Origin of the sequence: Ancylomarina euxina, from assembly GCF_003863355.1 — a bacterium.
GTDB lineage: Bacteria > Bacteroidota > Bacteroidia > Bacteroidales > Marinifilaceae > Ancylomarina > Ancylomarina euxinus.
On the sequence record NZ_QQWG01000013.1, the window covers coordinates 79,438 to 93,511 of the forward strand.

Annotated in this window: 9 protein-coding genes; all 9 read left to right on the forward strand. The window is 35.4% G+C overall.

Features of this window, described 5'->3' with window-relative positions:
* Nucleotide 1 precedes the first annotated feature (1 nt).
* The 9 genes from DWB61_RS12655 to DWB61_RS12695 all read left to right on the forward strand — a co-directional run bounded on the left by DWB61_RS12655 (nt 2) and on the right by DWB61_RS12695 (nt 14,055).
* A complete protein-coding gene (locus DWB61_RS12655; RefSeq protein WP_125031275.1) occupies nt 2–1,399 on the forward strand; it encodes a RagB/SusD family nutrient uptake outer membrane protein in 1,398 nt (465 codons plus the stop codon).
* Nucleotides 1,400–1,522: 123 nt separating this feature from the next.
* Nucleotides 1,523–2,656, forward strand: coding sequence for a TlpA disulfide reductase family protein (locus DWB61_RS12660; protein ID WP_125031276.1), 1,134 nt, complete (start codon nt 1,523–1,525; stop codon nt 2,654–2,656).
* Nucleotides 2,657–3,072: 416 nt separating this feature from the next.
* A complete protein-coding gene (gene rnk, locus DWB61_RS12665; RefSeq protein ID WP_125031277.1) occupies nt 3,073–3,483 on the forward strand; it encodes a nucleoside diphosphate kinase regulator in 411 nt (136 codons plus the stop codon).
* A gap of 861 nt (nt 3,484–4,344) precedes the next feature.
* On the forward strand, nt 4,345–4,854 hold the full coding sequence (locus DWB61_RS12670) for a sigma-70 family RNA polymerase sigma factor (protein ID WP_158614414.1): 510 nt from the start codon (nt 4,345–4,347) through the stop codon (nt 4,852–4,854).
* A gap of 66 nt (nt 4,855–4,920) precedes the next feature.
* On the forward strand, nt 4,921–6,081 hold the full coding sequence (locus tag DWB61_RS12675; protein WP_125031279.1) for a FecR family protein: 1,161 nt from the start codon (nt 4,921–4,923) through the stop codon (nt 6,079–6,081).
* Between the two features lie 172 nt (nt 6,082–6,253).
* Nucleotides 6,254–9,760 carry a SusC/RagA family TonB-linked outer membrane protein gene (locus DWB61_RS12680; RefSeq protein ID WP_158614415.1) on the forward strand — a complete coding sequence of 1,169 codons (3,507 nt, stop codon included), beginning with the start codon at nt 6,254–6,256 and terminating at the stop codon, nt 9,758–9,760.
* Nucleotides 9,761–9,778: 18 nt separating this feature from the next.
* Nucleotides 9,779–11,269 carry a RagB/SusD family nutrient uptake outer membrane protein gene (locus DWB61_RS12685; RefSeq protein WP_125031281.1) on the forward strand — a complete coding sequence of 497 codons (1,491 nt, stop codon included), beginning with the start codon at nt 9,779–9,781 and terminating at the stop codon, nt 11,267–11,269.
* A 287-nt stretch (nt 11,270–11,556) separates the two neighbouring features.
* Complete coding sequence (locus DWB61_RS12690; protein ID WP_125031282.1) at nt 11,557–12,690, forward strand: TlpA disulfide reductase family protein; 1,134 nt, start codon at nt 11,557–11,559, stop codon at nt 12,688–12,690.
* A 3-nt stretch (nt 12,691–12,693) separates the two neighbouring features.
* Nucleotides 12,694–14,055 carry a TlpA family protein disulfide reductase gene (locus DWB61_RS12695; RefSeq protein ID WP_125031283.1) on the forward strand — a complete coding sequence of 454 codons (1,362 nt, stop codon included), beginning with the start codon at nt 12,694–12,696 and terminating at the stop codon, nt 14,053–14,055.
* Nucleotides 14,056–14,074 lie beyond the last annotated feature (19 nt).

Here is a 14,074-nt window from a genome sequence, read left to right on the forward strand (position 1 = left end):
TATGAAAAAATATAATTTCATTTTTCTATTGGGATTCATGCTATCCATCCTGTCTTGTGATATAATGGGCTCATTAGATGATATTGAACCTCTTAATAAACTTGAGGAAGAACAAGCTTTTACTGATAATATAAAAGTTGAAGCCGCACTGAATGGTGTTTATGCCACGTGGAGAAAGGCTTCAGGAGGATATTTACCCGGTAATATCATGGCTTTATCAGGTAATTATAGCCGCAATTATAATACGGCGTTTAATGAAAATAATATCGACTATAGTAATTCGGATATTCGTGATGCATACCTTGGCTATTATGAGTTAGTTCAGCGTGCTAATTTTTTGATTGATGCATTGAAGAGTGATCAACCTATAACAGGGATGACTGATCTTCGAAGAGTTGAAGTAGAAGCCGAAGCAAGAATTACCAGAGCAATGAGTCACTTGTTTTTATTAGAAATCTTTGGGCAATTTTATGACATTAATTCTACTTATGGCGTTGTTTTAAAGATGACTGCTTCTCGCGAATTAGAAAATCCTAAAAGAAATACTGTACAAGAGGTTTATGATGGTATTCTTGAAGATTTGGATTTTGCAATTGTAAATGCGCCTGATTTTGCACCTCATTACAAAATGTCTAAATCAGTAGCCCAGGCTTTTAAAGCAAAAACACTATTGTATATGGGTTTATACGATCAGGCTGCGGAGAACGCTTTGGCGGTTATTAATGGTTTTAATTACCCCCTTGAGGCTAATTATAGTGATATTTTCACGAATGGATATAATTCACAAGAAGTATTGTTTGCTCCACTTTCAATTGCATATACCGAAAGTGTACCTGTAAATATTAGCAATTACTTCTCACCTTTAGCAATTGAGCAAGTGGCAGATCAAGAGGCTGAGGATGATGTCTCTGGAACAATGTATGATAAACGATATACTTTTGCTCATATTGATGGAGTGCCTCAGGGATTAAGAAATGCTAAATACCCTTATAACTCTTCGACTGAAGGACAGCAGTCTAATACTCATTTTATTATGAGAACCGCTGAAGTTTATTTAATATTTGCCGAAGCAAAAGCGCGATTAGCTGCTGGTACGACGGTTGATTCTGAAGCTTTAGATATGCTGAATGAAATCAGGACAAGAGCAAATGTGCCTACTAAATCTCCAATGACAAAGAAGGCTCTTCTTGAAGATATTCGCATTGAGAAAAATTTAGAGCTATTTGGCGAATTTGGACAGCCTTGGTTCGACATGATTCGATATCATATGCTTGGTGATATTGACATATCGTTGATTAAATCGTCCATTGTTTCGATAGATCAGTTAACAATGCCTATTCCCAAAGCGGCATTTGCAGGAAATAATGCTCTGATCCAAAACCCAGGTTATTCAAACTAATTTAAAAGGAGGAAGTTTAAAAACTTCCTCCTCTTAAAATACGTGCGGTATACTTATAGTGGAATATGCTACAAGTATGCTAGATATCGTAGATGTAAATGAATTGTAAATTAGAAGTTTAAGATGAGAAAGATTAATGTTGTATTAGGTTTTGTGTTGTGTTTTATGCTTGCATGCACTTTTGCACCAGAAGAATATATCATAAATGGGACAGTTGATGAAAAGGACTTTGATGGTAAAGTTTTTCTTTTTAGTTCAACATTTGATACGCTCCAAGTGGCGAATGTAATTGATGGCAAATATGAATTTAAGGGTCAAGTAGATCAACCAACCATGGCCAAAATTATGATTGGACATAATAGTTTTGATTTGATACTCGAAAATGATTCATATCAGGTGATCGTTAATGAATTTGTGAAATATGCTAAAGGTGGGAAGATTAATACTTTGGTTTATGGCTATAATTCTGACGAAAACTTTATTGCTTATAGAAAAGACTATAAGGAAGCAGTTCTGAAGGAGTTTACGGGGCTTGATATGATGGATGAAGTAGCCGTAGATAATGCAAGAAAAAAGGTAAATGCTAAGCAATCTGTTTATTTCAAATTGATTAAGAATTTTCAGAATAATGTACTGGATGGAGATTTTCCTGCAATAGCTAAACTCTTTGTTTTATCAACGCATTATGATTGGAAAAATTACGATATCAATAGGAGTCTTGAGCTATTGAATGAATATGAAAAAGAATTAGGCAGTAATGATTTCTTAAACCAATTGAGACAACGTTATCTGGATGAAATAAAAGCGGAAGAGAAGCGTAAAGCTGTTGCACCAGGTAAAGTGTTTAAAGACGTATTTGCTATGGGAATTGATGACAAAGAAGTGAAATTGTCTGATATAGTTTCAAAAAATGAATACACTCTTTTCGAAATGTGGGCTTCTTGGTGTGGTCCATGCAGAGGGGAGTTTCCTCATCTAAAGAAAGCTTATAGTGTTTATCATGAAAAAGGCTTTGAAATCTATGCACTCTCCTTTGATGAAAATAAGAAACAGTGGTTAAAAGCTTTGGAGCAGGAAGATGTGCCATGGATTAATGTTGTTGATTTCAAGGGATTTGAAAGTTCTGCTGCTCAACAATATTCAGTTCAAGGTATACCGGCTAGTTTTTTAATTTCTAAAGAAGGAATTATTGTAGCTACAGGTGATGATATAAGAGGGTTTGCTTTAGACGACAAGTTAAAAGAACTATTAGATTAATATTATTGAAGCAAAGAATATTAAGCTATTAGTAATTTGATTTTTTAGTTTAAACTTAATCGACCTCCCTCTCTATAAACTCATTTTGGATTATGTGAAGTCGGTTTGTGAGTTCTTATTACCCTACATAGAATTTTTCTATGATATAATTCATTTGTCGGCGCATAATAAATTGTTAGTTTTTTGCTTTTCATAAGCTTGGTTTGTTTATGAGTAAGGTGAGAGGGAGGTTACTTACAGGTCTTGTAGTTTCATAAAGTTTGAATTTAAAATATTGGCTGAAATATTAAATTCCCTTTCGGGAAAATGTCGGATTATGAGAGTCAAATAACTTGTTGTTTGCTGTGTTGATTCTAATTTTCAAGTAATTAAAATGTAAATCTGAAATTTAAGGTGTCATTGATAAAAAAATAATCATGGGAAATCTTATTATAAATCGACTTGATTACACTCGGATTAAGAAGTGTATCGTTGATGCAAAAAGAATTAAATCGATTAGTGATATTGAAGCTAAAGAATTGATTACAGAACTAAATTCAGCTAAAATTGTAGAACCTCAAGCTGTTCCTTCTAATCTGGTAACGATGAATTCTGTTGTTAAGTTAAGTTTTTTAAATAATAACAAACATGTTCAATTCCGGATAGTTTATCCAGACGAAGCGAATCTAAAAGACCATAGAATATCAATATTTTCACCGATCGCTACTGCATTGATTGGGTATAAAGTTGGAGATGTGATCGATTGGATTGTACCCGCTGGTTTAACACAATTAAAAATTGATGAGATAGTTTATCAACCTGAAGCCGCTGGTAATTTTAATTTGTAAGGTGACGAAAACTGTTTGCTAATATACAGATCTAGTAATATCAAATTAGCTACTATAATGCTTAATTAGCTTTCGGATACTCACAATATCCAAGCAAGATAGGGGTTTAAGAAAGAATTTAGTTTAGAGCTTTATTGGCAGGAATTCCTTTGTAAACTCCTGTTGTGTTTGCGTAAAAGGCATGAGTTGAGTGTTTTACAGGTGTGGTTTAACCACCTCCATTATGGGGGTGGTTTTTTGTTATTAAGAATTTTATCGATAAATGAGCACTCTTTTTTTTAGTCAACATAAGATACCAAATTGGGGGTGGCGTCCAATGTTTATAAGATTAGTTTTTAAATATTAAGACGATAAAGACATATGCACAAGGTCGGCTCATTTAAATCGGACTGACTTTTCAATTTTAGAGCCATTTCAAAAATACAACTAGCGAAGAACGAACCCCTTTTGATTTGTTTTATATTTGATTTTAGTTAGTGGGTAAAAGGGCTGAAGCCCTAAGGAATCGTTTGGTGAGACGTCTTATGATTTTTGATTTAATCTTCTATGGTCGGATAGGGTTAAATGAACTTGAAACGTATTTCTGATTATTTCATCCTTTTGTTTTCTTGTAACCATCCTCAGGAGGGCCTATGAAAGAGTTATCATTTTTATTCATTATCACGTCTCATGATCTTGGGCTTGAGTGTTTTTAAAAAAACACCTTGTGGTGATTAATTGAAGGTATTTTGCCTGTAGTATTATTTCGATCGTATAAAGATCGTACTTGCGCAATCAGTTTTTTTTTGCAAGCTTTGAGCACAAATGGAAATCTCTGATCAATATATCTGCGAACTTTTGTCCTCGAATAATAAGATGGGCATGACTTTATTGTTTAAAAAATATTTTAAGTCCCTTACCCTTTGGGCTGATACTTTTTTGAATGATATGGATTTGGCTAAAGATGTTGTTCAAGATTTTTTTTATGCCATCTGGCGGAACAAAGCCTATCAGAGCCTTCATCACGAGAAACTCGCTTCCTATCTTTTTGTATCCGTAAAGAATTTATCTTTCAAAAAGCTCGCAAAAAAGGATGTCCTTCGTTATTCCATGGACATTGAATATTTCGATCAGGTTAGTGAAGACTTTGAATCGAATAAAGAAGCTATTGTTGTGGAAATTATGAAGGAAATCGAGAACTTGCCTGAGAAATCACGTGAAGTGGTGAAATGTATTTACCTGAAAGGAATGAAATATCAGGAAGCTGCTGAAGAATTGGGCGTATCCGTTTCTACGATTAAAACCCATTTGGTTCGTTCAATGAAAGCACTCAGATTGAAGTCGGAGCATTTGGGTGATTTTTTTCTTTTGTGCTTTTTCCAAAATAAATAGATTATTTGTCAACCGATTTTATTTTTTCGGGTACTACTAGTAAATGCGCACTAATAGTATACGAAAATGAAAATATCAGATCAGCAATACAGCCTAATACTGGACTACATCTCTGGAGAGCTTGAAGAGCAAGCAAGGAATGATGTCGAATTATGGATTAAATCATCTGATGAAAATAAAAGAGCCTACCATAAGGTTCTTAAGAAGACCTTATATACCCAATGGTCTTTGAAAGATGTCAGCATTAATCAGGATCTAGAATTGAAGAAATTTGAAAGAAGATTACATGCAAAAACAAGATTCCTAAGTTATGCAGCAGTTGCCGCAAGTATTCTTATTTTAATAAGTGTATCCGTTTCTATTTTATTGGATCATCCAAAATCTGAGCTGGATCGGATTGTAGCTGAAAATACCACAATTTCGCCTGGAGAAAGAGGAGCTGAACTGATTTTATCTACCGGGGAAATTATTGATATTAATACGAGTAAATCTCAAGTTAAAGAAAGCAATGGATCTGTGATTCAAATCGATTCGGTTTCCGGGATTGATTATAAGTCTGCTTCTATAGGATCAACAAAACAAATATATAATACCTTAAAAACAGCCCGAGGACGGGAGTTTAATATTATTCTTTCCGATGGAACCAAGGTTTGGCTTAATGCAGAATCGGAATTGAGGTATCCTGTTCAATTTGCTGGTGATACGCGTCAGGTGTATCTTAAAGGTGAAGGCTACTTTGACGTGAAGTCCGATAAAGACATACCATTTCTTGTAAATTCAGGTGGGCATCAGGTGAAGGTATATGGCACGCAATTTTGTGTTAACACTTACGATGAGGCTTATATTCAAACTGTTTTGGTTGAAGGTTCTATTGGTTTAAAGTCTTCAGCCATTGCAAAAGAGAGTCGATTGAAGCCTGGTGATTTGGCTGTAGTGGATTTAATAACCGGAGATTTAGACATAAAGCAAGTCAATGTTCGTCCTTACGTGGCATGGAAAGATGGTGATTTTGTATTCGAAGATGAAAATCTGGAGAGTATTATGAGACGATTGGAAAGATGGTATGATGTGAAAGTCTTTTTTATGAATCCCGAAACGAAATTTTTCCGTTTTACTGGTGATATGAAACGTTATTCCAGAGTTGAAGATTTGCTTTATTTTATAGAAGAAACTTCGAATGCAAAATTTGAGATTAAGGATAATGCAATTCTTATTATGAAGAAATAAAGCCCCCAAAAAGAAACGGAAAGTTTTGCAGAACCTTCCGTTTTTGAAAATTAAATAATGAATAAATACCGGGCGGGCGTTTATTCAAATACTAACTTATCATTACAAAATTATGAAAAAAAATGGTTTCCCCTATCTTTTCCCACGAGGGAGAAGGTTAAAAATCCTTATCATGATGAAGATGTTTGTTTTTTTGACTCTTGTGCTAAGCTTAAGTGCATCAGCCAGTAGTTTTTCGCAAAATCAGAGAGTGAGTTTCGAATTTAAAGAAGGCTCAATTTTGGATGTGTTGAATGAAATCAGAATGCAAACAGAACTGCATTTTATTTACAACGAAGATAAAATTAAAGAGTTAGGTACTATCAACGTGGATGCTTCAGACATGAGAGTGGATGAGCTTTTAGAAGAGATTTTTAAAGATACCAATCTGGAATGTCGCTTTCAGGATAGTGTGATTATGCTTGTTGATAGAAAGCCTGTACAGCCTGTTAATGAGAATCAAGAGAAAAAAGAACTTAAAGGTAGCGTGATCGATACAGATGGTAATACTTTGCCGGGAGTATCAGTCGTAGTAAAAGGAACGACTATCGGTGTGGCAACGGATATCGATGGGAATTACTCCATCAAATTTGATCAAGACAATGCAGTTCTTGTTTTTTCATTTGTTGGAATGCTTTCCCAGGAGATTGTTTATAAGGGACAGCTGGTTCAGGATGTGACTCTTGTTTTAGATTCTGAGCAGATGGATGAAGTTGTTGTAACCGGATATCAAACAATTTCTAAAGAGCGAGCAACAGGTAGTTTTAATTTGGTCTCCAAAAATCAAATAGATAAACCCACTTCCAATATAGGAACTCGTTTGATTGGTAATGTATCAGGAATTCAGGCGACATTAGATGAAGAAGGTAACCCAACTTTTGAGATTCGGGGTAAGAGTAGTTTGTTTGCCAACTCGAAGCCATTGATTGTTGTGGATGGTTTTGCTATAGAAGGTGATTTTTCATCTATTAACCCAAATGATGTAGAGAGTGTTACAGTGCTTAAGGATGCTGCAGCCGCTTCTATTTGGGGGGCTCGTTCAGCAAATGGGGTAATTGTCGTGACTACAAAAAGTGGAAAAAAATTAGAAAAAGGCAGTTTGAAGGTTTCACTAAATTCTTTTGTGAAATTTTCACCTAAGCCCGATATGGCATATCTGCTGAACAGAGCTTCTTCGGAAGATGCTATTGCTTACGACAAAATGTCTTTTGGTAAATGGGGAAGAGGAAAGACAAGTGATGCAGAATGGGCGGTTATGTCTGATTTAACACCTGGGAGAGCTGCTTTAAATGAGCATAGCTTAGGCTATTTGTCAGATGGAGAACTTGATGCCATTCTTAATAAATATGCTTCACAGAACAACCAGGATCAAATTAAGGATCATTTGATTGAAAACCCATTTATTCATCATCATAACTTGGGAATTACCTCTGCATCTGAAAAATTTAATAATAGCCTATCTATTATGTATGAAGGTAATCAGAGCTATTTGAAAGGCAAGGAAAATAAGAGGATTTTGATTAATTACAGGACTTCTGCACGCGTTTTTGAATGGCTGGATTTTAATTTTGGCGGGATGTATGGGTATAAGCAATCGTCTAACAATGCCTCTTTGGCTGACATTAAAAGTATAGCTCCCTACGATATGCTTTTGGATGAGTCAGGTAATCGTCTTCCAGTTTACAAAGGAATATACATGCCGAATTTTAATCGATATTGGCCCAAGGAAAACTTTCCTTACCCCGATTTGTCTTATAATCCTATCACAGAAATGGAAAATATGGATTATACCAATAAGGAAATTCAAACAAGATTTCAGGCTTCTATGCTTATTAAGCCTTTTGATGGTTTAAAATTTAATTCTCAGATTCAATATGAGAGTTTTACCAATTCAAATAAAAATATTTTGGGAGAAGGTACTTATGCGACCAGATATGAAGTGAATTATTACACGAATTGGGACAGAGCCAACAATACCTTTACTCAAAATATTCCCAGTGGAGATATCTTGGATCAGAACAGAAACGAAATTGGAAGTTTAACATTCCGAAATCAATTAAACTTTGAACGAACTTTTGGGAAGCATGCTTTCAATGTTATTGCTGGTATGGAGTTAAATAAAAAAGTGACCAAAACTTTTACTGAACCAAGAGTTTACGGCTACGATGATGATAAATTATCAGTAGGGGCTTTGCCCAATGGTTTAGGTAGTTATACCAATAGCAACCTTGCTATTTATAGTTGGTATGGATACAAAACAACCATATATAAAAATAAAATTCATCAATTTGGGCATTATACCGATAAGTATGTGTCAGCTTATTTTAATGGCTCATATACGTATAACGATAAATATACGCTATCAGGAAGTGCCCGAACAGATGCTTCAAATTTAATTACAGATGATCCTGCATATCGATATTCTCCTTTTTGGTCTGTAGGTGGGGGATGGAATATCTCAAAGGAGAATTTTATGACAGATATTCAATGGATTGACAGACTAAATTTACGAGCAACATATGGTTACAATGGTAATGTGGATCGATCGACTTCTTTCCTGCCGCTAATCAATATGTATGCGACCAATAATACTTATACCGATGAACCCTATGCCAGCATATCCAGTTATGGAAACCCAACTTTGCGATGGGAAAAAACCGGCACATTCGATTTAGGAATTGATTATTCATTGTTCAGAGGAAAGTTATTCGGAAAAGTGGATGTATACCACAAATCAGCAAAAGATCTTGTTGCCAGTGTTTCTATACCTGCGGTTAATGGTGTGGCTGCGCAAAAGATGAATGTGGCTGATATGATTAATAAAGGAATTGAAGTTGAAGTTGGAACCAAGTTGGCAATTGCAGAAAAGATGGCTTTTTACGGCAACTTTAATGTATCATACAATTTTAATAAAATAACAAAACTTTACAGAGCTAAGTTCGGTCACTCGGATTTGTTACCATGGAATGCTTCGGGTTCAACAGCTTATGTCGAAGGTGAAAACGCAAATATGATTTATGGCAGTCATTATGCCGGCTTACACAACGATGGAACCAGTGAAAAACCAAATATGCAGCCTAAAATAGAGGGTAAAGATGGAACTTTGTATGGTTTTGGAACCTGGCCGGCCGATGATGTGATGAATTATGCTTATGCTCAAGGCACAAAGGTGGCTCCCTGGGTGATGGGATTATCATTCGGGTTTAAGATTCATGATTTTGATTTGTCGTGTATCATGACGGGTAAGTTTGGTCATGTGTTCAGAAGAACGTCATACAATTACAATGATATAAAGCCGAATTCCAGATTGTCAGAGGTGTTAAATGCTGATTCAAATGAAATTATGCCGCTTCCACAAAATGACAATGAAAGCCGCTACTATTTTTGGGACCGATTTTGGAAATCTTTTTCATACCTGACAGAAAGTGCCAATCATGTTAGGATGCAGGAAGTTAACTTAACCTATAATTTACCGTCTAAGTTTTTAAATAAAACTGGTTTGGAAAGCGTGAAATTCTATTCGCAGGCGAATAATTTGTTTTCTATTTATGCCAATAAGTATAATGAAGATCCAGAATATCCACTGGGCACTTACAAGCCGACTCCGGTATATACATTTGGTGTTAAAGTTGGATTTTAATTGATAAATGATATAGAAATGAAAAAATATATATTAATCTTAATAATGGGTGTTTTTTTAGGAGCTTGTGAATCCTATTTGGATGAAGTGCCTTCAAAATCGACTAATCTACCGCTTGAAACGATAGAACAATTAGATGCCTTACTTGGAAATTACTATTATTTCTTTACGGACAAAAGTAGAAATGCTGCTTTGTGTACCGATGATTATGAAATTTCTGAATATTTATACAATGGATTCTCAGGAAATTCATATCGTTCCATGGAAATATTTCAGGTTGCTACCTGGGATGTGAAAGATACACCTTTTGATGGTAAAGAGACTTTTTGGGGTACCGAGTATACAAAAATATTTTATGCCAATATGGTTCTGTATTATTTGGATGGTGTTTCCGGAACGGAAGAGCAAAAAGCAGAACTCAAGGCGGAAGCCAATTTGATTAAGGCATACAGTTACTGGTTGTTGGCTTCTAACTTTTGTTTGCCATACAATGACGCAACGAAGAATGAATTGGGGGTATCTTTAAAAAAATCGGTTTCTTTCGATGAATCAGCAGCTCGAAGCACACTCGAAGAGACTTATGCTGAGATTGAAAATTGTCTTGAGGAAGCCCTTAAGTTGGAGAATTCAATTGTTAAAGATGGAACTTTCCGACCATGGAGGGGAAATACATCAGCAGCCAAAGCTTTTGCTGCACGCTATTACTTAAGCGTGAATAACTATACGAAAGCTTTGCAGTATGCCAATGCCGCACTTGCTGACTATTCGGAGCTTTTTGATTACAACAGCGAAATGTCATTTTATAAAACGACTACAACTGTAAATAATCAGCAGGTTGAAATCAATTACCCGAGTACATATCTTTCAGATGATAATGAGCAACTTTCCTACAAGGAATTTTATTATGCCAGATTTTCTTATCACCCTTATGCCTGGTATGTTCCAAGTCAGACTTTAATGGGTTTGTATGACAAGGATGCGGACCTAAGATACAGATATAATTTTGTGGAAAACTATTCCTATGTTCGGGATAGAACAGGGATCAGTTATCCTGGATATATTGCAATGGGTAGCTATAATATTCCTTCCGGACCAACCACTTCTGAAATGCTTTTAATAAAAGCAGAAGCGATAGCAAGAACCGGGAATTGGCAGGATGCCATGAATGTACTGGAGCAGCTTCGTGTGAAAAGAATTGATGCTGGTATGTATACCGAACTGGTTGCAAATAATCAAGAGGAAGCTGTAAAGCTGATCATTCGTGAAAGGAGATTGGAAAGACCATTTGTATTTACCTGGTATGATTACAGACGATATAATAATAATGAGGTGAGTTATGACGATGTAAATCTGTCGAGAGAATTTTATCCATATAATGGTTCAACCGTGTTAAGCGGAGAGCCTCTTGTAACCTACGAACTTAAAAAAGGGGATAGAAAATGGGCTAGACCCATTCCCAATACCGAAGTTGAGTCAAGTTTAGGAGAGATTAAGCAAAATACTTACTAGAAATAACAAGTTCGGTAGTTCTCTGTCTATTCATAAATACAAACAGAGTTCTACCGAACTCCTCTTTATTCCTTGCCAATAATATGGTATTAAAACGGGTTGTCTTTTTCAATAAAGTCTTCTAAAATACGGCTTAACTGAGTCGGTTTAGGTTATCTATTTCCACAAACATCTTTCTGTAAATGATCGGTGTCTGAAATAATCAGATCATTTACCCAATAGCTCATTCAGATCGTAATTAACATGTTTGCAATTGATTGGGTGTATAACTATTGAATTTATTTATTATGCGACAAAAGTATTTAAGGCACTTATTGCCCTTATTTGTGATCATTGGATTTTATGCCTGTGACACAAATAATCCTCACATCAAAGGAACAATCTCAGGTGAAAACTGGGAGAAAATATATTTATATGCCGAAGGCATTAGGGAGCCATTGGATTCAGCCGTTATTAAAAATAACAGATTCGAAATAGATACAAAAAATCTGAAAAGTCAGATCTGTTATATTGGAATACCAAAGAATACTGTTCCACTATTTGTTGTTCCGACTTCCATTAAAACATCCTTAACTGTTAGCAATGGAAAGATATTAATGGAAGTATCGGGGTCTCCTGAACACAGTATGTTTGAAAAGTACAGAAAGGAATTAAACCAGTCGAAAGAGCAGATAGAGCTTCAGGATTGTGTGAAAATAATGAAGAAAGAAAAACAAAATAACAATGATTCAATTGTTGAAAAATTGAAGGTAGAATATCAGAGAATTAACGATGAATATTGGCAAATGGTAAATCTAAAGACCGAACAGCTCATTCAAAAGAATCAGAATTCACCTTGGGGATTGTATTTGTTTTACCGACAGTATGTTTACTTCAAAAAATTTTATACCCAGGAAAAAATTGATTCCATTCGTCAGAATTATTTGGGTTTTGGTGAGCGTGCACTTGCATCTGTATGGACTGAAAAGATTGAAGAAATCCTTACTAAGTCGGAAAATAGTGTTGTAGGTAAAATGGCTCCTGATTTGACCGGTACAGATACATTGGGCTTGACCAAAAATTTAAGTGATTTTAGAGGGAAATACGTTTTGGTCGATTTTTGGGCCAGTTGGTGTTACTGGTGTCGTTTGGAAACTCCCAATTTTAAAAAAGCTGTTGGTTTATATGATGATAATCAATTGGCTGTGCTTGGTGTTTCTTTTGATAGTAAAGAGAAGCTTTGGCGGGCAGCTATAGAAGAAGATGAGAGTCATTGGAATCAGTTGTTGGTTACATTGGAAGAACAAAAGCGTCTTAAAAAGGCTTATGCTTTTAGTGGAATTCCTCATATTATATTACTTGATCCTCAGGGCAAGATTTTAGCTCGGGATTTAAGAGGAGAAGAGATCATTAATACTTTGAAAAAATACTTAAAAAAATAAGATATGATCGAGCAAGAATCACGACGTTATATGAAGCGTCTTTTTTTAGTTTTATTTGTTTTTGGATGGATTGCTTGTAGCCATTCACAACAGAAAGTCGTTAGGTTAAAAGGACAATTGGTTAACTTTGAAAAAGTGAGCATAATGGAGAATCAAGATCCGCAAGCCATTCTTTTAAAGGAAGGAATAGAAATTCATCTTGATGATTCCAATCATTTTGAACTTGAAATAGGTTTGGAAAGACCGAGCTATTTTAGATTAGGCCGTAATACATTGTACTTGCAACCCGGTTATAATATGGAGATTTATTTGGATTATAATTCTCCGGTAAATGCCAAATTTAAAGGGATCGGTGCGGAACCAAACAGGTATCTTAAGCATAAACCTTTCCCTAAGGGAGGATCTTTTTTGGAAGCTGGTAAAATTATGAAATCCAATTGTTCGTATGAATTTGTAAAGAAGGAAATAGAAAATAGATTGCTTGCCTATATGGATTCATTAACGATGACTCCAAATCTGACTGAAAATTTTATCGAATTAGAAAAAACACGAAATTATTTGAATGCCGCAATTTCTTTTAATTCTTATCCTGCCTATTTAGGCTTTGCAGGGAAGTTTAAAGATGAGGATGAATACAAGGCTGCCCTTGATGAGGTTGCAAAAATTGTTCCTGCCGATTTTCACAAATATGTGGGTTTGGCAGGAGTGCAGTCTTCATATCTACAATTGGAAGAGTTTCGTACAGTTGTGTTTAAAAATTTGCTGCATGATGATAAATTGCTGTTTACAAACGAGATTGATGATTTCGTTAAAACTTATATGATAATAAATCAATTAGGTAGCCAAGGGCCCGTTAAGGAAGTGCTAAGTGAAAAAGTAAAGGTTGCTCAGGAATTAAAAACGGATGACTATAAATCAGTTTTGAACCAAGCATTTGAGAAGTATAATAGCCTGCTTCCCGGTCAGCTTGCTCCTGATTTTCAATTAACCGATTTAAAGGGGAAAAGGGTGAGCAAGACGGATTTCAAAGGAAAAATATTGGTTGTGGATATATGGGCAACATGGTGCGGACCTTGTAAGGCCGAATCACCTTACTTCGAAGCATTGGCCAAAGAATTTGCTAATGAGGAGCTTGCTTTTATATCGGTTTGTATAGATAGTGAAGACGCAGTGTGGAGGAAATATCTCGAAAAACATGAAAAAACATCTCTACAATACATGGCAGAAAGGTCTGAATTTCAAGCTTATTTTATGAATGGTATTCCTCGTTTTATGGTATTCGATAAGAAAGGCAAAATTATTGATGCCTTTGCACCAAGGCCTTCTGATGAAAGATTTCGACAAGTGATACAGCAGGTTTTATAATTGATTTTATCGAAGGTGA